Annotated in this window: 22 protein-coding genes and 1 pseudogene; 6 read left to right on the top strand and 17 right to left on the bottom strand. The window is 71.7% G+C overall.

Annotated elements, in window-relative coordinates; translation table 11 throughout:
* The first annotated feature begins 245 nt into the window (after window positions 1-245).
* Together REH65_RS08890 and REH65_RS08885 are read left to right on the top strand one after the other, a co-directional pair.
* Window positions 246-374 carry a hypothetical protein gene (locus tag REH65_RS08890; RefSeq protein WP_406692071.1) on the top strand — a complete coding sequence of 43 codons (129 nt, stop codon included), beginning with the start codon at window positions 246-248 and terminating at the stop codon, window positions 372-374.
* A gap of 171 nt (window positions 375-545) precedes the next feature.
* Entirely contained in the window at window positions 546-1352 is an 807-nt protein-coding gene (locus REH65_RS08885) for an SAM-dependent methyltransferase (RefSeq protein ID WP_406692070.1), read from the top strand.
* 15 nt (window positions 1353-1367) lie between these two features.
* On the opposite strand, the gene REH65_RS08880 is transcribed toward REH65_RS08885, so the two are convergent.
* Window positions 1368-2285, bottom strand: a complete 918-nt coding sequence (locus REH65_RS08880; protein ID WP_281457709.1) for a hypothetical protein — start codon at window positions 2283-2285, stop codon at window positions 1368-1370.
* Between the two features lie 203 nt (window positions 2286-2488).
* Between REH65_RS08880 and REH65_RS08875 the strand changes: the two genes are divergently transcribed.
* A complete protein-coding gene (locus tag REH65_RS08875; protein WP_406692069.1) occupies window positions 2489-3250 on the top strand; it encodes an SGNH/GDSL hydrolase family protein in 762 nt (253 codons plus the stop codon).
* Between the two features lie 118 nt (window positions 3251-3368).
* On the opposite strand, the gene REH65_RS08870 is transcribed toward REH65_RS08875, so the two are convergent.
* The 12 genes from REH65_RS08870 to sbnA all read right to left on the bottom strand — a co-directional run bounded on the left by REH65_RS08870 (window position 3369) and on the right by sbnA (window position 17145).
* Complete coding sequence (locus REH65_RS08870; RefSeq protein ID WP_406692068.1) at window positions 3369-4226, bottom strand: SAM-dependent methyltransferase; 858 nt, start codon at window positions 4224-4226, stop codon at window positions 3369-3371.
* A 285-nt stretch (window positions 4227-4511) separates the two neighbouring features.
* Window positions 4512-5981 (bottom strand): sulfatase, encoded by a 1470-nt coding sequence (locus REH65_RS08865; protein ID WP_406692067.1) that lies wholly within the window; start codon window positions 5979-5981, stop codon window positions 4512-4514.
* A gap of 138 nt (window positions 5982-6119) precedes the next feature.
* Entirely contained in the window at window positions 6120-6713 is a 594-nt protein-coding gene (locus REH65_RS08860) for a class I SAM-dependent methyltransferase (protein WP_406692066.1), read from the bottom strand.
* 101 nt (window positions 6714-6814) lie between these two features.
* Entirely contained in the window at window positions 6815-7993 is a 1179-nt protein-coding gene (locus REH65_RS08855) for a type III PLP-dependent enzyme (RefSeq protein ID WP_406692065.1), read from the bottom strand.
* Window positions 7986-8759, bottom strand: a complete 774-nt coding sequence (locus REH65_RS08850) for an HpcH/HpaI aldolase family protein (protein WP_406692064.1) — start codon at window positions 8757-8759, stop codon at window positions 7986-7988. Before REH65_RS08850 ends, REH65_RS08855 begins: the two co-directional genes overlap by 8 nt.
* Window positions 8753-10528: an IucA/IucC family protein gene (locus REH65_RS08845; RefSeq protein ID WP_406692063.1), complete on the bottom strand. Its 1776-nt coding sequence runs from the start codon at window positions 10526-10528 to the stop codon at window positions 8753-8755. Before REH65_RS08845 ends, REH65_RS08850 begins: the two co-directional genes overlap by 7 nt.
* Window positions 10525-10971, bottom strand: coding sequence for an IucA/IucC family C-terminal-domain containing protein (locus REH65_RS08840; protein ID WP_406693126.1), 447 nt, complete (start codon window positions 10969-10971; stop codon window positions 10525-10527). The genes REH65_RS08845 and REH65_RS08840 overlap by 4 nt, the downstream gene beginning before the upstream one ends.
* The gene (locus REH65_RS08835; protein WP_406692062.1) at window positions 10943-11926 is read right to left on the bottom strand and encodes an IucA/IucC family protein; all 984 of its coding nucleotides are present in this window, start codon (window positions 11924-11926) and stop codon (window positions 10943-10945) included. The genes REH65_RS08840 and REH65_RS08835 overlap by 29 nt, the downstream gene beginning before the upstream one ends.
* Before the next feature lie 380 nt (window positions 11927-12306).
* The gene (locus REH65_RS08830; RefSeq protein WP_406692061.1) at window positions 12307-13527 is read right to left on the bottom strand and encodes an MFS transporter; all 1221 of its coding nucleotides are present in this window, start codon (window positions 13525-13527) and stop codon (window positions 12307-12309) included.
* A complete protein-coding gene (locus REH65_RS08825; protein ID WP_406692060.1) occupies window positions 13527-15164 on the bottom strand; it encodes an IucA/IucC family protein in 1638 nt (545 codons plus the stop codon). Before REH65_RS08825 ends, REH65_RS08830 begins: the two co-directional genes overlap by 1 nt.
* Window positions 15164-16183: a 2,3-diaminopropionate biosynthesis protein SbnB gene (gene sbnB, locus REH65_RS08820; RefSeq protein WP_406692059.1), complete on the bottom strand. Its 1020-nt coding sequence runs from the start codon at window positions 16181-16183 to the stop codon at window positions 15164-15166. The genes REH65_RS08825 and sbnB overlap by 1 nt, the downstream gene beginning before the upstream one ends.
* A 29-nt stretch (window positions 16184-16212) precedes the next feature.
* Window positions 16213-17145, bottom strand: a complete 933-nt coding sequence (gene sbnA, locus REH65_RS08815) for a 2,3-diaminopropionate biosynthesis protein SbnA (RefSeq protein ID WP_281457804.1) — start codon at window positions 17143-17145, stop codon at window positions 16213-16215.
* A 401-nt stretch (window positions 17146-17546) separates the two neighbouring features.
* On the opposite strand from sbnA, the gene larA reads away from it, so the two are divergent.
* Window positions 17547-18827, top strand: a complete 1281-nt coding sequence (gene larA / locus REH65_RS08810) for a nickel-dependent lactate racemase (protein WP_406692058.1) — start codon at window positions 17547-17549, stop codon at window positions 18825-18827.
* Here larA and REH65_RS08805 read toward each other — a convergent pair.
* From REH65_RS08805 to menD, 4 genes and pseudogenes are all read right to left on the bottom strand, one after another.
* The gene (locus tag REH65_RS08805) at window positions 18820-19839 is read right to left on the bottom strand and encodes a methyltransferase (protein WP_406692057.1); all 1020 of its coding nucleotides are present in this window, start codon (window positions 19837-19839) and stop codon (window positions 18820-18822) included. The genes larA and REH65_RS08805 overlap by 8 nt on opposite strands.
* 18 nt (window positions 19840-19857) lie before the next feature.
* A complete protein-coding gene (locus REH65_RS08800) occupies window positions 19858-21033 on the bottom strand; it encodes an isochorismate synthase MenF (RefSeq protein WP_406692056.1) in 1176 nt (391 codons plus the stop codon).
* A 14-nt stretch (window positions 21034-21047) separates the two neighbouring features.
* Complete coding sequence (locus REH65_RS08795; RefSeq protein ID WP_406692055.1) at window positions 21048-22202, bottom strand: acyl-CoA dehydrogenase family protein; 1155 nt, start codon at window positions 22200-22202, stop codon at window positions 21048-21050.
* A gap of 16 nt (window positions 22203-22218) precedes the next feature.
* Window positions 22219-23918 (bottom strand): annotated as a pseudogene (menD, locus tag REH65_RS08790) (2-succinyl-5-enolpyruvyl-6-hydroxy-3-cyclohexene-1-carboxylic-acid synthase).
* A 352-nt stretch (window positions 23919-24270) separates the two neighbouring features.
* Here menD and REH65_RS08785 point away from each other — a divergent pair.
* Both REH65_RS08785 and REH65_RS08780 read left to right on the top strand, forming a co-directional pair.
* Window positions 24271-24537, top strand: a complete 267-nt coding sequence (locus REH65_RS08785) for a hypothetical protein (protein WP_406692054.1) — start codon at window positions 24271-24273, stop codon at window positions 24535-24537.
* Window positions 24538-24611: 74 nt separating this feature from the next.
* Complete coding sequence (locus REH65_RS08780; protein WP_281457690.1) at window positions 24612-25220, top strand: malonic semialdehyde reductase; 609 nt, start codon at window positions 24612-24614, stop codon at window positions 25218-25220.

Below are 25220 nucleotides of genomic sequence, written 5' to 3'. Positions count from 1 at the left end.
GCCGGTGCGCCACCTGCGAAGGTCTGTGCCGCCGACCACGACCGGGTGGCCGGTGTTCAGAGCCTGCTAAGTGCCGGTTAATCCCCTTGTCCGGAAAATCCCGGTTCGGGAGCGTTCTCGCTGCCTGCGCAACACAGCGAGAACAGGAGAATCACCATGAGCAACACCGTCGAGCAGCACACGAGGCCCGGACCGGTTCGCGCGCCAAGCGCATCGCCTTCGGCGCCCTCGCCGTCCCGGCGCTGATGATCGGCCTGGCACTGCCGGCCAACGCGGCCGAGCTCACGCCGATCGCGGAGGTCCTGGACACCACCATCGCCGACACCCTGTCGTCGGTGGGCGCGGCCCTGGACGCCCTCGGCCTCGGTGCCTGATCTCGCCCGAGGGCCTGATCTCGCCCTGACGAGTGGGGCGGGGACCCGGACTCCCGGGTTCCCGCCCCGCGCTCGTTCCGGGCCAGATGTGACGTTCGCGGTGCGAAGATCGGTGGACGCCGGATGTTGATCATTGAAAGGATCCGGGCGCCAGCGGTGGGAGGAGCAGCGATGAGCGATGGCACGCAGGACCTGCGCACGGACGTGGCGCACGGCGCCCGGATCTACGACTACATCCTGGGCGGCAAGGACAACTACGCCGTCGATCGCGCGGCCGCGGAGGCGTCCCAGCAGGTCTGGCCGGCGCTGCCGGTGCACATGCGCGCCAACCGCGAGTTCATGCACCGCGCCGGCCGCTACCTGGCCACCGAGTGCGGCATCGACCAGTTCCTCGACATCGGCACCGGCATCCCGACCCGGCCGAATCTGCACGAGGTCGTCCAGGCGGTCGAGCCGGACGCCCGCATCGTCTACACCGACAACGACCCGATCGTGCTGGCCCACGCCCGCGCGCTGATGTCGCGCAGCGGCCAGGGCGCGACCGCCTACGTCGACGCCGACCTGCGCGACCCGGACACGATCCTGAGCTCCCGGGAGTTCCGCGAGACGCTGGACGCGAAGCGCCCGATCGGTCTGATGCTCATCGCGGTCGTGCACTTCATCGAGGACGACGACGAGGCCCTGGACGTCGTCCGCCGCATCGTCGACGTGCTGCCCTCGGGAAGCTACGTGGCCGCCACGATCGCCACCGACGACTACGCGCCCGAACTCCTCGCCGAGGTCCGCCGCGCGTACCGCGAGCACGGCGAAACCCTCAAGTTCCGCACCCACGACAAGGCGCTGCGCTTCTTCGACGGCCTCGACATCGTCGACCCCGGCCTCGTCCAGATGCACAAGTGGCGCCCCGACGACCTCGAACACCTCAAGATCCCCGAAGCCGACATCGCCATGTACGCAGCAATCGCCCGCAAACCCTGAGGCTCGGGCCCCGACTCAGGTCCTGGCTGGGCGGTTGGCCAGTTGTTGGGTGGCGGGTTCTGCCGGGGTGAGCTTGCCGGACTGGTGGGTGCGGCCGGTCTGAGCGGCGCTCGGCGGGACCGCCGGGGTGAGCTGCGTCTGCTCGGCGTCGGGCTGCGGGGCGTTCGGGGCCTGGGTGAGCTGGGTCTGGGCGGTGCCGTTGGCCTGGGGGACCTGGTGGCCGGCGTTCTGGCCGTTGGGGGCCTGCTGCGGGGTGGAGAGGTTCGAGCTGACGATGCGCTGCAGGTTGCGGTGCGCGTTGTTGAGCTCGTGGCGCATGCCGTGGATCTGCTTGGTGAGCGTGTCTCCCTCGCCGAGGGTGTTGGTCTCCACCGCGCGCAGCAGCACGCCGATGTGGCCGTGCAGCCGCTGGTGCACCTCGGCGAACGTGGCGACCTGCTGCTGCATCTCCAACGGCGGCTGGGTGCGGGCGATCGCCTTGATCATGGTGTCCTGCCAGCGCTGACCTGCCTGGCGGTAGTGCCGGTCGGCGGACTGCCGGTAGTGCGGGGCGACCTGGGTGTCCAGCGAGACGCGGATGAGCTCGTGGCAGCTGTTGACCAGCTCGCGGGCGGCGGTGGTCAGCGCGTAGGCCCACTCCCACTGCTCGGCCTGGGTGCTGGCCTGCCGCTCCTGGCGGGCGTCGTCGAGCTGGCTGCGGGTGAGCTTGACCTGCTCCCAGGCGCGCTCGGCCTGCTCGGTGGCGGTCGTGGCGGCGCGGCCGGTCTTCTCGGCGCTGGCCTCCACGGCACCGGCCATCCGGCGCACGGCCTCGGCGCGCTGCGCGGTCTCCTCGGACGCCTTGCGGGCCGACCACAGCAGCCAACCGGCGACTCCGACCGCCACGAGCGCCAGAATCGCCGGGATCCACGTCAGCCATACCTCGGTCCCCATGTGTCCGACGATGACACATCCGCGGTTACGCCGGTTGGCCGCCTGAGAAAAACCCGGTGACGACTACGCGCAGTCGCGAAACGTGACTCTGCGCGGTTGGAAGCGGACGATTGGTGACGAAAACACGGACTGCCCGCCTCCTTTCGGACGCGCCGTGATGTGCTGTGCTCGCGGAGTCATCGTCGGGAGCGCGAAGGTGGGGCATGTACGCGAAGTACGTGGCGATCGGGGACAGCCAGACCGAGGGCGTCGGCGACGGCGACGACCGGAGCGGCCTGCGCGGCTGGGCCGACCGGCTCGCCGAGCAGCTGGCCGCGCTCGACCCCGGCTTCCGGTACGCGAACCTGGCGGTGCGCGGCAAGCTCATCGGCGAGGTGCGCGCGGAGCAGCTCGAACCGGCGCTGGCGCTCGCTCCCGACCTGGCCACCGTCGTCGCCGGGCTCAACGACGTGCTGCGCAGCCACTACGACGGCGACGCGGTCGCCGCGCAGCTGGACGAGATGATCGGCGCGCTGGCGGGCGCGGGTGCGCGGGTGGCGACGGTGACCTACCCGGACATCGGGGAGATCGCGCCGATCGCGCGGCGCTGGCAGCCGCGGCTGACCGAGTTCAACGCGCGCGTGCGCGAGATCGCCGCGAAGCACGGCGCCGTCGTCGTCGAAGCCGACCGCCACCCGGTCTGCGCCGACCGGCGGATCTGGAGCACCGACCGCCTGCACCTCAACCCGTCGGGCCACGCCCTGCTGGCCAACGGTTTCGCGCACGCGTTGGAACTGCCCGGAAGCGACGACGGGTGGAGCCGCCCGCTGCCGGAACGGCGAGCACCGGGGCTCCTGAAGACGGTCGCGGACGAGATCCGTTGGGCCGCTGTGTTCTTGGCGCCGTGGCTGTGGCGGCGGATCACCGGGCGCTCGTCCGGCGACGGCCGGACCGCGAAGCGACCGCGGCTGCAGCCCTTGAGCTGAGGCGTTCGGCAATCCGATGTGGACCGGGAGCTGTCGAGGAGTGCGGCGGGCGCTGCGTCAGGTGCGGGGCTCAGCCCGCGCCGCCGCAGGTTCGAGCAGCGCGACTCCTGAGCGGTTCCTAGCGCTGGTTCTTGCGGCCCACCACGCCGGCGATGCAGCTCTCGGCCTGGTTCAGCGGGCGCTGCCGGGGGCCGTTCGGCCACCAGAGGTCGCAGAGCTCGATGTCGGCGGGGGAGTCCGGCCCGGGCGGGAGGATGTCCAGGCCGGGGAGCAGCGCGCGGATCTGGTCGCGGGTGCGGAAGAGGCCCGAACCCATCGGGCTGTGCAGGAAGAGCTCCTCCATCCTGCGGGCGAGGTCGCTGTGCTCCGGGGTCTCCGGGTCGAAGAAGTGCGCGAGGACGACGTAGCTGCCCGGGGCGAGCGCGTCGATGTAGGTCCGCATCAGTTCGGGGCCGTCGTCGCCGAGGTAGTGGTGCAGGGTTCCGATCTGCAGCAGCGCGATCGGCTCGTCGAAGTCGAGGTGCCGGCGGACGGTCTCGTGGCCCAGCACCTCGCCCGGGTCGAAGATGTCGGCGGAGGCGAAGTGGGTGTGGTCGTTCTCCTCGAGCAGCGCCTTGCCGTGCGCGATGACCACCGGGTCGTTGTCGATGTAGACGACCTCGGCCTCGGGGTCCACCCGCTGCACGATCTGGTGCGTGTTCTCCGCCGTCGGCAGACCCGATCCGCAGTCGAGGAACTGCCGGACACCGGCCTCGTCGGCGAGGTACTGGCACGCCCTGTTCAAGAAAGCGCGGTTCGACCACGCCATGGTCTTGACCTCCGGCGCGGCTCGGGCGACCTCGTGCAGCACCTGGCGGTCGACCTCGAAGTTGTCCTTGCCGTTGAGCGCCGCGTCGTAGACGCGGGCGATGCTGGCCGTGGCCGTGTCCACGCCGACCGGTGCGGAACTCGGCGCCTTCGAAGGCGTCTCGGACATGCCTGCTCCTGCTTGCTCGGTGGCCACGATCACGAAGCTACCGGACGGTATTCCCTTCGAGGGGAACAGGATTCGCCGCGAATCGGCTGATCTTCATCCGCTTCCCGACGACCCAGGCGTCCCGTCCGGCGCACAACAACCTCGCACGGAATCTTCTTGTGGGCAAGATATCTTGACGCGTGTCACCTCTTCGGCGCGGGTTTCGCGGAAGAGGCTTGCGCGGAGAGCGCTTCACCTGCGAGGAGGGACCGCACCCGCCGGACGGCCTTCGCCCGGCGGGTGCGGTCAGGGTGTCGTCGCCGCCTCGGTGCACTGGGCGGTGCCGCGACAGCCGGTCATCGCCGTGAGAGCGCGGTGGAGCGCGTCGCGGCGCTCCGGCGGCAGGGCGTCGTAGACGTTGTTCAGCTGGTACGGGTCGGCGCGGTCGTCGTAGTACTCGCGCTCGCCGCCGAGGTACTCGACGTAGGTTCCCCCTGGATCCCGGATCGCGTTGTAGGTCGGCGGCACGCCGTCGGGCTTCTCCTGGTGGTCCGGGTCCTCCCGGGACGCCCGCGGCTCGTGGTGCTCGACGAGCGCGACGTCGCGGCCCGTGCCCGGCCCACCGCGCAGCAGCCCGGCGAAGCTCGCGCCGTCGACGCCGGGACGTGGTGGCGCACCGGCGATCTCGGCGAAGGTCGGCCGGAAGTCGATGTTCTGCACCGAATCCGCGACCTCCCTCCCGGCCGGAACGCCAGGACCGGTGGCGACCAGCGGGACCCGCACGTCGTGGTCGAAGGCGGTCTGCTTGCCCTCGGCCAGCGCGTGCTCGCCGAGGTGGAACCCGTTGTCGGAGGTGAAGATGACGTGCGTGCGCTGCTCCTGCCCGGTGTCGTGGAGGGTGCGCTGGAACCCGGCGAGCATCTCGTCCACGGCCTGCAGCGACTGGGCGCGCTTGCGGAACTTCACGTCCGCGGCCGCGATCTTGTTCGCGGGCAGCGGCGGGAGTCGGCGCAGCCACTCCGGCTTGTCGGTGCGGTCGGCCTCGTCGAACGACGGCACGCGCGGCGCGGTCAGCCCGGGGAACGCGTCGGCGTGCCGGGGCGCCGGGGTCGACGGGCCGTGCGGCGCGAACGGCGCCACCTCCAGGAAGAACGGCCTGCCCTGCGCGGCGTTGGTGCGGATGAAGTCGTTGCCGCGCTCGGCCAGCACGTCGGTCAGGTAGTCGCCGGGCCGATGCCCGTGCGGCTCCACGTGACCGTTGACGTTGAGCTTGTAGTCGTACTCCGGGTAGCCGTTGCCGGCCACGGCCCACTCGTTCCAGCCCGGCGGCACGAACGGCCGCTCACCGCCGAGCTCCTCCCCGGGCTGGTAGCCGTTGAGGTACTTGCCCATGAACCCGGTCCGGTACCCGGCCTGCTGCAGCTGGGTGCCGATCGTGTCGCGCTCGTCGCGCTGGTGGAACACCTTGAAACCGCCGTCCGGCGGGTCGTTGGTGAACACGCCGGTGTTGTGCGGGTACTTCCCGGCCAGCAGCGAGGCCCGGGAGGGGCAGCACAGCGAGTCGGTGACCGTGAAGTTCGAGAACGTCACGCCTTCCCGCTGCATCCGCTGCACCTGCGGCATGAACCGCAACAACCCCTGGTCCATGTCGTCGACCAGCACGAACACGATGTTCGGCGGGCGGTCGCCGGTCGGCGCAGGCGGGGGAGCGGCGGAGCATCCGGCCAGGACCAGGCCGATGACGATCACGCAGAGGGCCAGCCGCGAACGCGGCATCACGATCATCCTCCAGCCCGGTCGGCGTCGTGCGGGCACGCGCAAGCATGACCCGCGAACGCGGCCGCGTCCATGACCGCGTCGGAAACCCGCCTCGGGTCGGCCGCGCGGAGTCGGCGGTCCAGTGTGGATGACCGGTCAGCGGACGGCGATCAAGCAGGTGAGGGACGTCAGCTCGCGACGCGTGACCGTGCCGAAGACGTCGCGGAGCGCTCGCTCGATCTCGTCGAGCTTCTCCGCCGGGAGGGCGTTGCTGCGCGTGATCAGCGACGGTCGGGTTCCGCCGTGCCAGGCGATCAGCGCCCGACCGCCGGACCGGGTCACGCGGTGCAGTTCGGTGAGGCCGGCTCGGAGGTCCGGCCAGATGGCCACGTTGTTGACCGCGACCACCCGGTCGAACTCCGCCTCCGCGAAGCCCGTGTCGGCAGCGGTGCCCAGCCGCAGGTCGATGCGTCCCGCGATGATCTCCGCGCGGTGCGGCCGGCTCGCGAGGTCGCGCATCTGCACCGAGGGGTCGACACCGCAGATCCGCCTCGCGCCCGTCCGCCGCAGCAGGCGGATCAACCCACCAGGTCCGTAGCCGACTTCGAGGACGGCCGCACCGGGTGGGACGTCGAGGAGGTCCAGCACGTCCTGCTGCCGGTTCAACCACAACATGACGTGCCCCGCGAGCCGACCGGGGACACCGCTCGGCAGCGCGACGGTGAGCGGGTCGGCTCGTCCCGGCTCCACGGTGTCCTACCCATGCACCAAGCCTTCCGCGTCGACCCGGTTTCAAGCCCCCCGCGAGGAATCGGACCCAACACTACCCACGCGCGAGGCGGTCGGCCTGGTCAGTGGAACACCATCTCCGGGTGCGGGTGGCTGAGGAAGTCGTGGTGCGAGATCTCCCAGCCGTAGGCCCCGGCGTGGCTGAAGATCAGCACGTCACCGGCCCGCACCCGCGACACCGGCACGTCGCGGGCGAGCACGTCCTTCGGCGTGCACAGCTCGCCGACCACCGTGATCGGACCGTCGGCCTGCGGGCGCGGCGCCGTCGAGTCCCACTCGTCCACCGGCAGCACGGTGAACGGGTGGCTGTGCTGCCACGACGACGGCAGCCGGAACTGGTGCGTGCCGCCGCGCACCAGCGCGTACTGCACGCCGTGGTTGCGCTTGACGTCGAGGACCTCCACCGCGTAGCTGCCGCACTCGGCGACCAGGTAGCGCCCGCACTCGAAGTCGATCTCCCGCACGTGCGCGGGGAACTCGGCCAGCATCGTCGGCAGGCCCCGGGCGAAGCGCGGCCAGTCGAACTGCCGGTCCAGCCGCGCGTAGTCGACACCGATGCCGCCGCCGACGTTGACCACCTCGCAGCGCAGCCCGAACTCCCGCTCCCACGCCGAGACCGTCCGCCCGTAGTGCGCCACCAGCTCCAGGTGAGCCTCGGCGGAGAGGTTGTTCGACAGCGAGTGCAGGTGGAACCCGGTCAGCCGCACCCCCGGCAGCGCGCGAGCGGCCTCGACGATCCCCGGCAGGTCGTCCTCGGCGATGCCGAACTGGGTGGGCTTGCCCGCCATCGCCAGCGTCGCCGCCGGGAACGGCCCGGCCAGGTTGACCCGCAGCAGCACCTCGGCGGTCACGCCCAGCCGGGTCGCCGCGGCCGACACCCGGTGCAGCTCCAGCGCGCTCTCCACGTGCAGCCGCAGCACCCCCTGCTTGAGGGCCTGCTCGATCTCCGCCGGCGTCTTCGCCGGACCGCCGAAGATCACCGGCACGTCCGCGCTCACGACCCGCGCCTTGTCCAGCTCACCGCCGGAAGCCACCTCGAAGCCCGCGACCAGCGGCGCGAGCGCGCGCAGCAGCGGATCGGCGCTGTTGGCCTTCATCGCGTAGAACATCCGGCACCGGTGCGGCAGCGTCGCGGTGATGGCGCGGACGTGATCGGTCAGCCGGTCCAGGTCGTAGGCGAACAGGCACACCGGATCGCCGCCGACGCGCTGCCGGACGAGGTCGTGCAGTCGCTCACTCATGGTTCTCCCGGTGCAGGTCGAGGTGGGCTCGCAGAGCGCGGGCGGCCAGGCCGCGCTCCTCGCCGAGCACGAACGTGCGCACCCCGGCCGCGCGCCACACGCGGTGGTCCTCGGGGGTGCGGGGGATGGCGCAGAACGGCACGCCGCGCGCCTCGCACTCGGCGTGCACGCGGGCCAGCGCGTCCTCGACCAGCGGGTGCCGGGTCTGCCACGGCACCCCGTAGGACTGCGACAGGTCCGCCGCGCCCTCCAGCACCAGGTCGACGCCGCCACCGGCCAGGATCGACGGCAGGTCCTCGACGCCTTCGGCGTCCTCGATCATCGCGATCACCATCGTCTCGGCGTTGGCGCGCCGCACGTACTCGGTGAGCTCGATGCGCCCGAAACCCGGCACCCGGCCGCCGTTGAGGCTGCGCATGCCCTCCGGCGCGTAGCGTGCGGCGCGGATCGCCGCGTCCACGTCGGCCCGGCACCGCACGTGCGGCACCACCACGCCCAGCGCTCCCGCGTCCAGCGCCCGCAGGATCGCGCCCGGGTCGGCTTCGGGAACGCGCACGAACGGCACGAGGTCCACGGCCTCCGCGGCCCGGATCAGGTTCTCCAGCTGCTGCGGATCGACCAGCGCGTGCTCGCTGTCGAGGATGACGAAGTCGTATCCCGCGCAGCCGATCATCTCCACCAGCGCGGGTGACGGGATCGAGCAGAACAGCCCGTGGCTCTCCCCGGTCCCGGCCAGCCGCTGCTTGACGGTGTTGGTCCTCAGCACTTCTCGACCTCCGCGAGCGGGTTGGGCACGGCGTGCAGCCGCAGCTCGGTGTCCGGGTGCAGCCTGCGGCTGGTCAGCTTCTCCACCTCGATCGCCGGGGTGAACAAGTCGAACAGCGCGAAGCGCTCGGCCAGGTCGGGGAATCGCTCCTGGTGGGCGCGGATCTCCTCGGCCACCACCCGCCAGAAGTCCCGCTCCGCCAGCTCTCCCCGGTCGTCCAGGAAGATCGCGAGCTCACCGAGGTTGATGAAGAAGAACGCGTCCAGCAGGAAGTCGGTGACCAGGCTCAGCTCGTCGGTCTCGACGAAGGAGTTGCGGTTCTGGTGGTGCGCCGGGGGAGCGGCCAGCTCCGGCGCCTCGCCCGCGAGGTGCTGCGGCGAGAACCGCACGCCGTCGTGGAAGTCCTTGAGCACCACGCGTTCCGGGACCCCGTCGACGTGCACCAGCGCCATGTTCTGGGCGTGCGACTCCAGCGCGATGCCGTGCGCGCACAGCAGGTGCACCAGCGGGATCGCGGCGACGCGCACGAGCCCGCGCACCCAGTTCTCGGCGCCCTGCTCGCGGAGCCACTCGGCGATCCGCGGCGTCCCGTCCCGCAGGCAGGAGGTCAGACCGGTGAACGGCATCGCCCGCTCGCCGGGTTCGAGGTGCGGGTGCAGGCTCTCCCGCCAGATGCAGGCCAGCGCGCCGTAGGTGTCGGGCCGCAGCAGTCCCGACTCCGGCGTGACCGCCACGCCCAGCTCCTCGCCGAGCAGGATCGGCCGCAGCTCCCCGGACAAGTAGGCGTCGCCCGCGACGACCTCGCGCAGCCAGTCGGTGACGCGGGGCGCGTTGCGCACGGTGTGCGCGGCCAGGCCGCGGGAGGTGGAGGTGTTCACCATCGACAGCGACAGCTTCAGGTACGGCCGCTCGGGCGCGTCTCGGCAGGTCAGGGTGCGGAGGGACTGCTGGGGGAGGAACTCGTGCGGGTCGGGCCCCAGCGGGATCAGCTCGCCGCGCGCGAGCTGCTCGGAGAAGGCCCGGGCGAGGCGTTCCCGCCACTGCCACGGGTGCACCGGCACCAGCACGTACTCGTCGGGCTCGCCGACGTCCTCGATGAGCCGGTGGAAGCGGGTCGCCTCGCCGCCGAGCTGATCGGCCAGGTACTGCCGGTCCAGCGAACCCGAGGCGCTGACCTCGGTGATGTCGCGGTGCGCGGCCAGCCACAGCGGCCGCAGCGGGTTGGCGAACTCGGGGCCGAAGGCGAGGTCGTCGGCGACGTCGAAGCCCACCCGCGACTTGTACGTGGGGTGGTAGCGGTGCCCGTCGGTGATCGCCGTCTCCAGCGCGTCGTGGTCCGCAGTGGACGGTGGATCTTCCCGGAGGTGTTCCGACAGGGCGTCTTTGAACAGCGTCTCCTCCAGCTCGCGCGCGAACGCGACGAGGTGCTCCGGGTCCGCGTCGAGGGAGCCCTGGACCTCGGTGAGGAACCGGGTGACCGAGTCCGCCTCGACGCCCTCGCGCAGCACCGGCGAGGTCAGCCCGACCCGGTCGAACCCGAAACGCCGCACCGCCCGGAAGGAGTAGCGCACCGGCTTCCCGTCGCGGTCCTCCCCGGTCACGACGTGCTCGTGACCGTCCCGCTCGGTGCCTGCGTTCTCGGTGGCTGCGTTCTCGGTGGTCAGGGCGCCTTCGTAGAGCAGGGATTCGAGCAGCTGGCGGAACACGCGGCGCCGCACCTCGGGGAACCGGGGATCGGTCAGCGCGGCCCGCACGAGCTCGGCGGTCATCGGGTCACCTCTCGGATCGGGTTGGGGATGTCGACGTAGAGCGGGCTCTCGCCGCGCTCGGCGAAGCGGCTGAGCAGGTTCGCCTTGGCGGGCAGCGTCGGCGCCTCGCGCAGCTCGGCCGCGTAGCGCCCGGGCAGGCCGCCCAGGAACTCGCGCACCACCGACCACAGCCGCCGCTCACCGGCCGGGGTGCACCGGCCGAGGACCGCGACCAGGTGGCCGAGGTGGTTGGTGACCAGGTGGTAGCGCAACCGCAGCCACGCCTCGGCGTCGTCGTAGAGCACCGGGCTGCCCGGCGGCAGGACGCCGTCGGCGACGCGCTCCCGGTCGGCGCTGGTGCCCTCCATGTCGCGCACGCAGAAGCGGTTCGGCCAGCCGTTGTCCGTGTGCAGCAGGCTGTTCTGCACGTGGGCCTCAAACCCGACGCCGTCCTCGGTGAAGATCGCCAGCAGCGGGCCCAGCGAGATCCGCAGGTAGCGCTCCAGCCACTCGGACGCGTGCTCGGCGGTGAGCGGACCGGCCTGCTCGACGAGGTCGATCAGCGCCGGGCGCCGGCCGGGTCGTTCCTCCAGCAGCGCGGCGAGCACACGCGGGGCGAGGTCGGTGCCCGCGAACGGGTTCCGGCGGAACAGCACGCCGAAGTCCGACGCGGTCACCGACCGACACCGGGTCGAGGGTGCGGTAACCGGACTCGGCGAGCACCTCGAAACCATCGTGATTCCAGTTCTTTTCGAGCGCGGAGACCAGCCGCCCGGCATCGGCGGCGCGGCGCAGGTGCTCGAAGGGGTTGTTGCGCACGAAGTTGGTGATGCGCACGTGCAGCGGCAGCTTCCACGACGTCGGGAAGTCCGGGTCGCACACCGTCCGCACCGACGACGTCGCGTACACCTCGGGACCCACCGCGCCCAGCGGGCTCAGCAGCCCGGCCGCGATCAGCTCCTGCACCCGGGGGTGTTCCCGCAGGTAGCGGTCCTGCCACGGGTGCACCGGCAGCACCGCTTCCGGCTCGCCGGGCAGCCACGGGCCGTCGCACACCCGGTCCTCCAGCAGTAGCCCCGGATCCACCGCCCAGTGGTGCAACTGGAACGACGCCCCGAGCTCCGGCGCGTAGCGCTCCAGGTCCTCGTCGCTGATGCCTTCCGCGCTCTTCGGGGTCGGGTGGAACGGATGCCCCAGCAGCAAGGACTGCTCAGCCCGCCGAGTGACCTCCTGGGGCGTGGCCGGTTCCGGAAGAGGCCCCCGGTCCAGGTACCGAGCCGACCGGGCCACGCTGTTCCCGACCTGCCTCCGGAACCGCTCCACGACCCCCTCGTCCACCTCGCCGCACCGCGAGGCCAACTCCGCGGCCACCACGGCCACGAACTCCTCGTGCCCCAGCACCACCCCGTCCAGTGTCACCTCGTCGCCGTACGCGTGATGCCCCGCGGGCGACCAGTGCCGAACCTCCACCTCCAAAGAACCCGAAGTTTTCATGAAAACCTCCCCCGGTTCCGTCTCCAGGGGAGACGAAGTTTTCATGAAAACTTCCCCGACCTCTTCCCTCCCGTGAGACTCGGTCTCCGCAGGTAGTACCTCTGGTCCGGGGTCGGGGGTGGGTACAGTTCTCATGAAAACTTTCCCCAGGTCTGTGTCTTGGGGTGGGGAAGTTTTCATGAGAACCTCCCTCCATTCGGATCGGAGGGGGATGTGGAGGGACGTGGGGGTGTGCTCGCCTCCCAGCTCTCTGGCGAGCGCGTTGAGCAGCCGTTGGCGGGTTGCTGCGCGTGCTGCTTCCTCGTTCACCGCATTACCTTCTCGTGAGTTTCGACCGGATCGTGGGAGGTTTCAGCGGAAACCTCCGGCTTGGCGCGGCCCGCGACGGCCAGCAGGGCGGCCGCGCCGAGCATCGCGCCGATGAGGGGGAACACCGCCGACGACGGCAGCAGGACCGCCAGGGACGCGCCCGCGAGGGGGCCGAAGACCTGGCCGAGGTCGAGGACTCCGGTGCTGAACCCGAACGCAGTGCCCGAGCCCCGCTCCGGGGCGTGCCGGGAGCTGACGTGCAGCACCGATTGCAGCAGCGCCGCGAAGCAGAAGCCCTGCGCCACCCGCAGCGGCAGCAGCAGCTCCACCGGCACGACGCCCTGCAGCGCCACCGCGACGGCGCAGCACGCGGCGGCCACCGCGAACCCGAGCTGCGCGGAACCCCGGTCGTTTCGGCGCCCCCACCAGGGGCTCCCGACGCACGACGCGGTCCACGTCACGGCCTGCAGCACCCCGACCCACGTGGTGGCGGCGGCGACCGAGCCGGAGATCCGCTCGACCTGCGGCGCGAACACCACCACCAGCGCGTAGATCGCGGCCTGCGCGGCGAACCCGGCCAGCAGCATCAGCCGGGTCTCCCGGCGACGCAGCAGCAGCGCGGCGATCGCGCGTGGCGAATGCCGTTCCCGCGCCTGCGCGGGTGCCTCGGCCAGCGACACCGCGGCCAGCACGCTGGAGACCGCAAGCATCCCGGCGACCGCCGCGAACAGCGGCCCGAACCCGAGCCGGGTGGCCAGCAGACCGCCCACCAGCGGGCCCAGCAGCGATCCCGCCGCGGTGGCGGCGAAGAGCATCCCGAGCGCCCGGCCCCGCCGGTCGGTGGAGGCGGCGGCGCTCGCGTACGAGGCGGTCGCGCTGACCACCCCGCCGCACGCGCCCTGCAACAACCGGCAGGCCAGGAACTCCTCCGGCGTGTCGGCCACCGCCATGAGCGCGATGGCCAGACCGAGCCCGGCGTGCGCGCGCACGACCATCGCCTTGTGCCCGAACCGGTCGCCGACCCAGCCCCACAGCGGTCCGCTGACCAGCTGCACCACCGCCGGGGCCGCCACCGACACCGCCGTCCACCAGGGGATCTCGCCTCGCGGCGTGCCGATCCCGGCCAGGTAGAACGGCAGCAGCGGCACGACGATCGTCAGCCCCGCCGTCGCGGCGAACTGGCCCAGGCACAGCACCGGATAGGTCCGGCCCCGCATCACATCACCGCCAGCGGGTTCGGCACCGAACCGGTCCCGGCGGGCATGCTGACCCCGCTGGAGGCGCCCTGCCGCAGCAGCGGCTCCAGCACCCGGCGGCTCGGCCACGTCTCGGCCCGCAGCAACCGGTCGCGCAGCACCTCGCGCACCGGTTCCGGCTGGCCGGGCAGGTGCTCGACCACGGCCTCCCGCAACCGGTCCCACAGGACCCGCTCGTCCAGGTCGAAGTGGCGGCGCAGCGCGTCGGCGATGCCGTGCAGGTTCACCTGGAACCCCAGCGTCTGCAGGTAACCCACCAGCGACTCCGCCGAGTCGAGCCGAAGTGACTGCGGCGCACCGGGTTTGATGACGTACTCCGGATCGGGGGTGTCCGCGAGCCGCATCCACTCGTCGAACAGCCGCAGCGTGTCGTGGTCGCGCAGCACGAACCGCTCCACCTGACCGGCGCGCAGCTGCACCACGACGTTCTGGCCGTGCAGTTCCGGCAGCACGCCCCGGCTCAGGAAGCCGAACGCGACCTCGCATAACGAGCGCGCCAGGTCGCCGAAGAACCCGACCGGGTCGAACCGGTCGGAGATCGCCGGTGCCAGCACGTCCCACTCGTGCGCGGCCAGCGCCGCCATCGGCAGCACGAGCCCGTCGAGCCCGGGGTAGATCCGGACCTGCGCGGCGAGCTGACCGGGCCGGTCGCCGAAGGGATCGTCCGGGTCGTGCCACCCGGCCCACACCTGCTCCTCGCACAGCGCGACCCGCTTGCCCAGCACCGGATCCCGGTCCAGGACCTCGGCCATGCAGCGCTGCGCCCGCTCGGCGTTGGCGAGGTAGCGCGGCGGCAGCAGCCGCGTCGCTCCCAGCGTGGCCACCCCGAGCGGGAGCTTGACGTGCCGGTCGCTCTCCGGCGAGGTGGTCAGCGTCCGCAGCGACGAGGTCGGGTGGAACCCGCCGATCCCGCGCGCCAGCGGCACCACCGATCCGTCGGCGATTTCGCCGGCGAAGCACTCGCCCAGCACGTGCTCGTACTGCCACGGGTGCACCGGGATCGCCTGGTGCTCGTCCCCGACCGCGCCGAGGGAGCGCAGTTCGGCGGGGGAGAGGACCAGCTCGGCGAGGTGCTGGGACAGCGGGTCGCTGCCGCGGGCGAGCCGGTCGCGGCGCACCGCGACCCAGTCCAGCCCCAGCGGCTCGGCCCGCATCGGCCCGTACCGCGCGACCTCCTCCGCGGACCAGCCCGCCGCCGCCCGCGCCGTGGGGTGGAACGGGCGGTTGCGGGTCGCGGCGAGCCGCTCACCGGCCAGCGCACCGCCGCCCGGGGTCAGGTCGAGCGCCGACCGCTGCTCGCGCAGCACCTCGGTGTGCTCGACCGCCGCCCGCAGGTCCGCGCCGACCGCGGCCGAGTCCTCCCGCACCAGGGCGAGGAGCTCGGCCGGGGTCAGCGGTCGAGCTCCGTCGAGCAGGACCGGACCGGTGTCGTAGCGGTACCGCTGCAGCGCGCCGCCGGGCCGGACGGGCACGGTCACCGCGCCGCCGGGAGTGCGGAGGGTGGCCCGGTCCGCCTCTTCGGTGAGCTCGACCAGCTCCTCCTGCAGCAGCACGTCGACGAGGTCCCGCATGACCAGCTCGGCCGATCCCGCCCCCATCAGTACAGGTCCAGCCAGGTGCCGACGCCCTGCTCGCGGGCGCGCTCGTAGACCGCGCCGGCGCAGGCGATGTCCTCCACGGCCATGCCCATCGGGTTGAGCACGATGATCTCGTCGTCCTCGGTGCGGCCGGGCCGGGTTCCGGCGAGGATCTCGCCGAGCTCGGCGTGCAGCTGCTCGCGGGAGAAGGAGCCCTCCAGCACCAGCTGGTTGATGATCTTCTTCTCGCGGTTGCTCTGCTCCCAGTCGTCGACGACGACCTTGTCGGCCTTGAGGAAGACCTCCTTGTGCACGTCCATGATGGACACGTTGCACAGCAGCGCGCCGCGCTTGAGCCAGTCGAAGGCGATGTAGGGCTCGCTGGTGACGGTGCACGGCACCACCAGGTCACCGGCCCGCACGGCGTCCTCGGCGGTCTCGGCGACGCGCGCCTCGACCGACGGGTGCTCGCGGCCGATGCGCTCGGCCAGGGCCCGCGCGGCCTCCGGCCGCTGGTCGTGCAGGTGGACCCGCTCGATCGAGCCGAACTGCTGGAGCAGCGCGGTGATCTGGGTGCTGCCGATGACGCCGCAGCCCACCAGCGCGACGTCGGTGAAGCCCTCGCGCGCCAGGTGGCGGGCGGCCAGGCAGGTCACGCCCGCGGTCCGCCAGGCGCTGATCAGGCTGCCTTCGAGCACGGCCACCGGGTAGTTGCTGGCCGGGTCGTTGAGCACGATGACGGCGCTGGCGCGCTCCCGCCCGCGCTCGGCCGGGTTGTCGTGCTTGCTGCCGATCCACTTGATGCCGGACAGCCCGGGGTCGCCGACGTGCGCGGGCATCGCGATGATCCGGTCGGCGATGTGGCCCTGCTTGCCCGCCACCCGCAGGTACGGCTTGAGCGGCTGCACGGTCTTGCCCTCGGAATGGGCGATCAGCCCGGCGTTGAGCGCCTCCACGTAGAGCTCGGCTTCGTCCCCGCCGACGGCGGCGATGTCGCTGCGGCTCAGGTAGAGCATCTGCGGCGATTTTTCAGAGGACACTTCTTCTCCTTCGTGTGATGGATTTCTCGTCAGTTCTCGCAGCGCTGCCGGGCTGCGTCGAACCAGTCGTCGTCGTAGACCAGGTCGAGGTAGCGGTCCCCGCGATCGGGGAAGACGGCCACCACCCGGCAGGGGCGGGGCAGTCGCGGCAGGGTGCGCTGCATCGCCGCGACGACGGCTCCCGTGGAGCCGCCGGCGAAGATGCCTTCGGTGGCCAGCAGTTCCCGGCAGCCCACCGCGGCCTCGAAGTCGTTGACGTGCACCACGTCGTCGATCTCGGCGGGGCTGAACAGCTCGGGCACGCGGCTGGCACCGATGCCCGGCACGTCGCGCTGCCCCGGCGGTCCGCCGAAGATCACCGATCCGACGGCGTCTACGGCGATCACCCGCAGGTCCGGGAAGTTCTCCCGCAGGCGGCGGGAGCAGCCCAGCAGGCTGCCGGTGGTGCTGACCGCGCCGAACAGGTACGACGGCGGCTCGGCGAGCTGACGGGTCAGCTCGTCACCGGTGCCGTGGTAGTGGGCCTGCCAGTTGCGGTCGTTGGCGTACTGGTTGATCCAGATCGCCCCGGGCGAGTTCGCCACGATCTCGCGGACCCGGCGGATGCGGGTGTGCAGGTAACCACCGGTCTCGTCCGGCTGGTCGACCACCTCCACCTCGGCGCCCAGGTGGCGCAGGATGGCGACGTTGGCGGGCACGGCCTTGGGGTCGAGCACGCAGGTGAAGCGCAGCCCGTGGATGCGCGCGGCGATCGCCAGCGCGATCCCGAAGTTCCCGGAGCTGCTCTCGACCAGGTGGCTGCCGCGCTGAATGGACCCGTTGCGCAATCCGGATTCGACGATGTGGCGCGCTGACCGGTCCTTCATGCTCCCGCCGGGGTTCATCAGCTCGAGTTTGGCGATCACCTCGACATCGGATTGGGGGAAAAGCCGGTTCAGCACGACCGCGGGAGTGTTTCCCACGCATTCGAGAACCGACTCGAAAGCGGATTCGGTCTGGGTGTCGACGGCCACGTTTCTCCTCAGATCGACAACCGAAAGGGCGGAGCTACGAGCGAAAACGCTAACAAAGGCAAGCCTAACTTAACAGGATTGATCTACGAGAGCCAGCACACATCGGAGTGGTCTAAGCGGGTGCTCACGTTCCGCCGTGAATGGTCTGACCGAATTGCGGAAGCGGGGTTGATCTGCGGTTCCTCGGGATAGTCGAGAGGAATTGGAACGATCGTTTCCGCATTCGGGCGGTCGATCGGATTTCAAGGCTCCGAATGAGCGACGCGGTGATCACTCCGGGTGCCGGTGTCCCGGCGCGGTGTTCGCGGAGGCAGGATCGCCGGGAGGACCGAGCGGATCTGGAGTGGTGGATGTCGGAGAAGGTGTCCGTTGACCTGGCCTACGGCAGGACGGGACTGACCGTGGAGCTGCCCGACGAGCGCACGACCGTGGTGGCGCCCGCGCACCCGCCGGCCGCGCCCGACGTCGAGGTGGCGTTGCGCGGGGCGCTGGCCGAGCCGGTCGCCGGGCCGCCGCTGCGCGAGCGGGTGCGGCCGGGGCAGCGGATCGCCGTGTCGCTGTGCGACGCGACGCGACCGCAACCCCGCGAAGCGATGGTGCGCGCGCTGCTGGCCGAGCTGGAGGGCATCGCGACGCGGGAGGACTTCACGCTGCTGGTGGCCACCGGAACCCATCGCGGCAACACGGACGCGGAGCTGCGCGCGATGCTCGGCGACGAGCTCGTCGACACGATGCGCATCATCAACCACGACTGCCGCGATCCCGAGATGCTGCGCCCGATGGGGACTTTCGGCGACGGCGTGGCGGTGTCGCTGAACCGGCACTGGGTGGACGCCGACGTGCGGATCACGACCGGCTTCGTCGAACCGCACTTCTTCGCCGGGTTCAGCGGCGGCCCCAAGCTCGTCGCCCCGGGCCTGGCGGGGCTGGACACGGTGCTCACGCTGCACGACGCCGCGCGCATCGCGAGCCCGCGCGCGACGTGGGCGGTGTGCGAGGGCAACCCGGTGCACGACGACGTCCGCGCGATCGCCGACGGCACCGGCGTGGACTTCGCCTTCGACGTGGTGCTCAACCGCGAGCAGCAGGTCGTGGAGGCGTTCGGCGGCGACCTGCTGCCGATGCACGCGGCCGCGCGGGAGGTCGTGCGCGAGCTGTCGATGCAGCCGGTCCCGCAGCGCTACGACGTCGTGGTGACCACGAACTCGGGGTTCCCGCTGGACCAGAACGTCTACCAGGCGGTGAAGGGCATGACGGCCGCCGCGACCGTGGTGAAGCCGGGCGGGCTGATCATCTGCGCGGCCGAGTGCAGCGACGGCTTCCCCGACCACGGCTCGTTCCGCGAGGTCCTGGCCTCCGAACCGACCCCGGAAGCCCTGCTGCGCAGCATCTCCGGCAGGACCGAGACGGTCCCCGACCAGTGGCAGGTCCAGATCCTCGCGCGAGTCCTGGCGACGGCCCGCGTCGGCGTCCACACCACCCACGTCACCGACGCCGACCTCCGCACCGCCCACCTCTACCGCGTCGACGACATCGCCACCGCCGTCGCCGAGGAGCTCGCGGCCCGGGGTCCGCAAGCCCGCGTCTGCGTCCTGCCCGAAGGTCCGCAGACGATCCCGTACGTCACCTGAGCTCAGCCTCGATGACGCAGGTCGCGGTGCCGGTCGGCACCTGCCGGACGACGCGCAGCCCGGCCGCGGCGAGCAACTCGGCGTACTCGGCGGCGGTGCGCTCGCGGCCGTGGGTCAGCGCGGCCATGATCAGGTCGAGTCGCTTGCCGAGGTGGGGTTCGTCGTCGTCGGGCAGCACCTTCTCGACGACGAGCAGGCGGCTGCCCCGGGTCATGGCGCGTGCGCAGGAGCCCAGCACGCGCGAGCAGGTCTCGTCGTCCCAGTCGTGCAGGATGCGCGAGAGCAGGTAGGCGTCGGCCCCGGCGGGCAGCGAGTCGAGGAAGTCGCCCTCGACGATCTCGCACCGGTCGGAAACCCCGGCCGCGGCGATGTTCCGGCGCGCCTGCTCGATCACCCCGGGCAGGTCGACGAGCACGCCGCGCACGTGCGGGAACCGGCGGAGCACTTCGAGCAGCACGGTGCCGATGCCGCCGCCGACGTCGACGAGCCGGCCGACCTCGGAGAAGTCGTAGGCGCGCGCCACGGCAGCGGGCTCGTCCCCGCTGGTGGCGATCATCATCCGGTTGAACCGGGCCGCCTCGGCGGGGCGTTCCGCCATCAGCTCGAAGAACGGCTTCCCGCAGACGATCTCCGGCCCGGTCCGCCCCTCGGCGACCCGTTCCGGCAGCACGCGCAACGCGTTCCAGAACAGCTCGCCCTGCATGGTCAGCACCATGTCCCTCGTACCGGACGGATGACCCTCTCGGAGGGTCTGCCCGAGCTCCGTGATCGAGAATCGCTGGTGCGCGCCGGTTTCCGGCCCCGGCTCGGTGCGCAGCAACCCGGTGGTCGCCACGGCGCGCAGCACCTGGTGCAGCGGAACCCGTTCGACGCCGAGGCGGTCCGCGAGGCTCGCGCACGAAATCGGCCCGTCGGCGAGCAAGTCGGGCACGCCGAGGTCGGTGACCACGAACAGGGCGCGGGCGAGGAAGGTGGCGTGCATCGTGTCGAGCACGATCTGCGGCGTGCGCACGGCGTCTCCTGTCGGTGATCAGGCGCCGAGCGCTTCGCGCACGGCGGCGAACTTGGCATCGGTCTCGCGGACCTCCACGTCGGGATCGGACTCGGCCACGATCCCGCACCCGGCGAACAACCGCGCCCGCGAGCCGGACAGCTGGGCGCACCGCAGCGCGAGCCCCAGCTCGCCGTCGCCGTTCGCGTCCAGCCAGCCCACCGGCGCCGCATAACGGCCCCGGTCGAGGTCTTCCAGCTCGGCGATCAGGTCGGCCGCCGCGCGTCGCGGGGTTCCCCCGACGGCGGCGGTCGGGTGCACGGCGGCGGCCAGGCCGAGCAGGTCGACACCGGTGGTGAGCGTGGCGCTCACATCGGTGGCGAGGTGCGCGATGTTGCGCAGCCGCAGCACGCTCGGCCCGGAGGCGCGCACGTCGGCGCAGTGCGGTGCGATGGCCGTCAGCAGCGACTCCACCGCGAAGTCGTGCTCGTCCCGGTGGGGCTGCGACGCCAGCAGCTGTTCACCGTCCCCCGACCAGCTCGAACCGGCCAGCACCTGCGACGTCACCTGATCTCCCCGGCGCCGCAGCAACATCTCCGGCGTCGCACCGATCAGGCCGTCGACGGCGAAGGTCCAGCACTGCGGGTGTCGGCGGGCCAGCTCCCGCAGCAGGAAGCGCGGGTCGAGCGGCTGGTCGGTCTCGGCGAGCAGGTCCCGGGCCAGCACGACCTTTTCCAGTTCGCCCCTGCGCAGCCGCCGCACGGCCTCGGCGACCGCCTCGCGCCACCGGTCGCGGGGCAGCGCGCCGTCGCTCCAGCGCACCCGGCCGGGTCGTGCGATCGGGGTGCGCGGCGAGGGAGTCCCGGGACCGATGGTGGTGACCCGGTTGCGGTTCTCCCGGCGGGTGACCAGGACCTGCGGCACGATCAGCACCGAACGCCCGCGGTCGTCGAAGGAGAAGCTCGCGAACGCGACGGCGCTCGCCGCATCACCACCGAGCAGCGAGACGAAGCCGGACCACGCCCGCGCGGCCTGCTCGTACTGGCCGGGGCCGGTGATCTCGAACCGGGCCGCCTCGCCCCAGCCGATCATCCCCCGGCCGTCGTGCATCCACGACACCGTGGCGTCACCGCTCGGCGGGAGCGCCCAGAGGTCGGCGTCGTCCTCGATCTCGCGGACGCGGACCGATCTGCGTTGCGGGAGTGCGGTCGTCATGCGGGCCCCTGTCCTCAGATCATGTCGGTGATGTTCGGTTCGACCCCCAGCAGCGCGCGCCCGAAGATCTCCGAGCAGGAAGCCGGGTTGGCCACGGCGTGCCGGGACGCGGCGTGGATGTCGCGCACGTAGGCCTGCAGCGGGTTGGACTCGGCGAACGCCGATGCGCCGTGGGCGGTGACGAGGTCGTCGACGGCCTGCCGGCACAGCTGCGCGGCGTGGCCCGTGTGCAGGCGGACCCGTGCTCTCGCGAGCTGGTCCGGGAAGGTTCCGGCATCGGCGTGGCCGTCGACCACGGCCGCCGAGTTCTCCGCGATCAGCCGGGCGACGTCGATCTTCGCCGTCGCCTCGGCGACGGCCAGCTGGAACGCCGTGGAATCGCGCTGCCGCTCGTAGTGGCTGAAGGCGATGCCCTTGGTGTCGGCGTCCGCGACGACGTGGTCCAGCACGGCGGTGGCCATCCCGAGGTACGGGGCGATCATGTAGGAAGCCAGCGCGGGCATGACCGCGGCGCGGTAGCGGGGCTCCGGGAGCCCGGCGGGGAAGCGGCCGTGCACGGCCGAGCTCAGCGGGAGCACCCGGTGGTCCGGCACGAACAGGTCCGTTCCCGCGAGCAGGTTGCTCCCGGTCGCCCGCATTCCGACCGTGTACCAGGTGTCCTCGACCGTCAGCTCGGTCATCGGGACCAGCGCCAAGGACCCTCCGCCGTCACCGCCGGGAAAACCGAGCATCGCCCACTGCGCGTGCAGGCAGCCGGAAGCCGGCGCCCAGCGCCCGCTCAGCACCCACCCGCCGTCGACCTGCCGCGCCGTGGATCGCGGGGCCAGCACGGTGCACACGCTGGCGTCCGGACCGTCGGCGTAGACCTCCTCCTGCGCGCGTGCGGGGAACAGACCGCTGATGAACGCGCCGGAACCGAGGATCATCACCACCCACCCGGCGGAGGGGTCGGCCTTGGCGATCTCGCAGGTCGCGTCGATGGCGGTGCGCAGTCGGCACTCGCCGCCGCCGAAGCGCGCGGGGACGAGCGCGCGCAGCAGACCGGTGTCGTTGAGGCAGGCGACCGTCTCATCGCTGAGGCGGCGCTGGTGGTCGTTGGTCTCGCGGTTGCGTTCGAGCACCGGGCGGGCCGCGGCGGCGAGGCGCGGGAGGTCCGGGTTCGTGGTCACGTGGTCTCCTCGAAGCTCAGGGCGAGGCGGCCGCGACGCGAACCGGTTCGCTCGTCGCGTCGGCGATCGCGTTCGAGACGGCCGCCCGCAGTCGTTCGTGCAGTTCGCGGCGGTGCGACCGGTCGACGCGCACCTCGACCACGCGGATCCCCGCTGCACCGACCAGCTCCGCTGCCAGGTCGGTGGGATCGTCGGCGAGGACGTGCTCGATCCCGCACGCTGCGCACAAACCGGCGATGTCCACCCGTTGCGGCGTGCCGAAGATGCGCTCGAAAGCCGGGGCGTAGGCGGCGGCACCCTGTTCCAGCACCGTGAAGATGCTACCGCCGTCGTCGTTGGCGACGACGATCGTCAGCTGCGGTACCGGCTCGTCCGGGCCGATGAGCAATCCGTTCGAGTCGTGCAGGAAGGTCAGGTCGCCGAGCAGGGCGTAGCTCGGCCCGTCGTGCGTCAGAGCGGCTCCGACGGCGCTGGAGACGACGCCGTCGATCCCGGCCACGCCCCGGTTGGCCAGCACCGCCACGTCCGGCCGGGGGTCCGCGGCCAGAGCGATGTCCCGGATGGCGTTGGACGGCCCGGCGAACACCTGGGACCCCGGTGGCACGCCTGCGAGCAGCGCACGAGCCACCTGCGGTCCGGTCGTCCGGGGCGACTCGACCCGGTCGATCGCGGCGCACGCGGACCTGTCCGCGAACCGCCACCGATCGCCGAACTCGGGTGGCGGTTCCCAGCCCGAGGGGAGGCAGCCCACCGCGCGGACCGTCCCGGGAACGTCCGTCCACACCGGACGGAACCGATCTCCGGAGGAGTGCGGTACCGCGAAGACCGCGACCCGGTCGTCCGCCAGCAGCCGCTGGACGGATCGGTGCATCGTCGGCCTGCCGAGCACCACAACCTGCTCGGGAGCAGCTGGTCGGCACGGCCGGACAACGCCTCCGCCAGCAGCAGCGGTCCCGATCGCAGCGACCGGTGCCACAGCGGTGACCCCGGCTCGGCGAGCACGGGCAGCTCGGGCGGGACCGCACCTGCCCCGCCCTGACCCGCGATGACCAGGGTGGGAGCCCCCGGCGACAGCGGCAGGGCGCCCGCGAAGCTGCCGCCGGGCACGACGGCGCTCCAGGCGAGCCCGGCGGCGCGGCCGGTGTTTCCACCGGCGGTCTCGTCGAGGTGGTCCGGTACCAGCGGTTCGCGCAGCGGGACGTTGAGCTGGACCGGTCCGGGGTCGTGCGACAGCGAACCGAGCGCGCAGGACACGACGCGGTCCACAGTGGTCCTCCAGTGCCGGGAGCCGGACGAACCGGCGGTGGGCATCTCGGCGAAGCACCGGAGCGCGCTGCCGAACAATCCGTGCTGGTCGATGGTTTGGCCCGCGCCGGTGCCTCGTAGCTCGACCGGGCGATCCGCGGTGATCGCGACCAGCGGGAGACCGGCGTGGTCGGCCTCCAGCACCGCGGGGTGCAGGTTGGCGGCGGCCGTTCCGGACGTGCACACCACGGGGACCGGACCGCCCGCGCGCATGGCGAGGCCGGTGGCGAGAAATCCCGCGCTGCGCTCGTCGATTCGCACGTGCAGCCGCAGGCGCCGTTCGGAATCCGCTCTGTGGAGCGCGAAGGCGAGCGGCGCGTTGCGCGATCCCGGGCACAGCACCGCCTCGCGCGCACCGCATCGGATCAATTCGTCCACGATCGCGTTGGCCTGGTCCGTAGACGGGTTCATGGGTGCTGAACATACGGCCGGATCCCGTTTCCCGATGTGAATGCGCGGTTACGGAGTGCACACATCGGATGTTGTTACGTGAAGAGAAGTAGTTTCCAACCGCGGAACGCCGCATTCACCACCGCGCATCGGTTGCGCTGGTTGACTGCGCCCTGTGCGTCGGAAAAGCCCCGCATCCGTTGGGTATTCGTTTCAGGGTTCCCGATCGGTCTCACGTTCTGCGTGGTGGCACGGCGTTCGGTCGGCGATTTCGGTCGACCGGTAGGAATTTTCCGTCCAGGGAAGGGATGAAGGCTCCTTGAGCACTAACGATGTCGCGAACACCGGTCGACGTTCCCTCCGCGCGGCTGTCGTGCTGGCAGCGAGCGGAGCCGCGCTGGGACTGATGGGTGCCGGCACCGCCTCGGCCCACGAGTCCGCGCCCGAACCCACCGAAGGGGGACCGCTGGGCGCTGTTCAGCAGACCGTCGGAGTCGTCGTGCACCACCTCGATGAGTACCACCTCTCGGATCCCACCTGGGAGGTCAAGAGCCTGCTCACCAGCCCGCAGGAGAACCTCCGGATCCACCTCGCGATGGTGAACGAGGCGATCGACCCGGTCATCGGCCTGCTGCCGTGAACACGGGTGCGGTGGCCCGGTCCTGCCGGGCCACCGCACCGCTCCCGCTTCCCCAGGACGGAGGTTGAGATCCCATGACCACCAGCGAGAACACCGATCTCGTGCTGTCGGCCGAGGCGCAGGACCTGCTGTTCCGCGAGGCGCGCACGGCGAACTCCTTCAGCGATGAGCCGGTGACCGACGGGCAGCTGCGCGCCATCTACGACCTGATGCGCTGGGCTCCGACGTCGGCGAACGCGCAGCCGCTGCGGATCACGGCGGTGCGCACTCCGGAGGCGAAGGCGCGGTTGCTGCCGCTGATGGCCGAGGGGAACCGCGCCAAGACCGCATCCGCGCCGATGACGCTGCTGCTGTCCGCGGACCGGAACTTCGACGAGCACATGCCCCGACTGCTGCCGTTCGCCCCGCAGGCGCGCGAGATGTTCGCCGACCCGCAGGCGCGCGCCCAGGCGGCCGACTACAACGCCACCCTGCAAGCGGGTTACACCATCCTGGCCGTCCGCGCGGCCGGTCTCGCGGCCGGGCCGATGCTCGGTTTCGACCCGGCGGGCGTGGACGCCGAGTTCTTCCCCGACGGCGGGCGGCACGTCGTGCTGGTCGTCAACGTCGGCACGCCCGGCCCGGACCCCTGGTTCGACCGCCTCCCGCGTTTGGAGTACGAGGAAGTCGTCTCCCTCATCTGA

Source organism: Saccharopolyspora sp. ID03-671 (genome assembly GCF_045278815.1).
GTDB classification, from domain to species: Bacteria; Actinomycetota; Actinomycetes; order Mycobacteriales; family Pseudonocardiaceae; genus Saccharopolyspora; species Saccharopolyspora ipomoeae.
Note: the sequence above shows the minus strand (reverse complement) of the source record. Positions and strands in the feature narration are given on the sequence as shown.

Excerpts from the sequence above, each read along its gene's own strand:
- REH65_RS08830 (WP_406692061.1), bottom strand. The coding sequence starts at position 13,527 with ATGCGGGGCCGGACCTATCCGGTGCTGTGCCTGGGCCAGTTCGCCGCG.
- REH65_RS08870 (WP_406692068.1), bottom strand. The coding sequence starts at position 4,226 with ATGTCCGAGACGCCTTCGAAGGCGCCGAGTTCCGCACCGGTCGGCGTG.
- REH65_RS08865 (WP_406692067.1), bottom strand. The coding sequence starts at position 5,981 with ATGCCGCGTTCGCGGCTGGCCCTCTGCGTGATCGTCATCGGCCTGGTC.
- REH65_RS08875 (WP_406692069.1), top strand. The coding sequence starts at position 2,489 with ATGTACGCGAAGTACGTGGCGATCGGGGACAGCCAGACCGAGGGCGTC.
- larA (WP_406692058.1), top strand. The coding sequence starts at position 17,547 with ATGTCGGAGAAGGTGTCCGTTGACCTGGCCTACGGCAGGACGGGACTG.
- REH65_RS08855 (WP_406692065.1), bottom strand. The coding sequence starts at position 7,993 with ATGAGTGAGCGACTGCACGACCTCGTCCGGCAGCGCGTCGGCGGCGAT.
- REH65_RS08845 (WP_406692063.1), bottom strand. The coding sequence starts at position 10,528 with ATGACCGCCGAGCTCGTGCGGGCCGCGCTGACCGATCCCCGGTTCCCC.
- REH65_RS08885 (WP_406692070.1), top strand. The coding sequence starts at position 546 with ATGAGCGATGGCACGCAGGACCTGCGCACGGACGTGGCGCACGGCGCC.
- REH65_RS08780 (WP_281457690.1), top strand. The coding sequence starts at position 24,612 with ATGACCACCAGCGAGAACACCGATCTCGTGCTGTCGGCCGAGGCGCAG.
- REH65_RS08800 (WP_406692056.1), bottom strand. The coding sequence starts at position 21,033 with ATGACGACCGCACTCCCGCAACGCAGATCGGTCCGCGTCCGCGAGATC.
- REH65_RS08880 (WP_281457709.1), bottom strand. The coding sequence starts at position 2,285 with ATGGGGACCGAGGTATGGCTGACGTGGATCCCGGCGATTCTGGCGCTC.
- REH65_RS08890 (WP_406692071.1), top strand. The coding sequence starts at position 246 with ATGATCGGCCTGGCACTGCCGGCCAACGCGGCCGAGCTCACGCCGATC.
- REH65_RS08825 (WP_406692060.1), bottom strand. The coding sequence starts at position 15,164 with ATGGGGGCGGGATCGGCCGAGCTGGTCATGCGGGACCTCGTCGACGTG.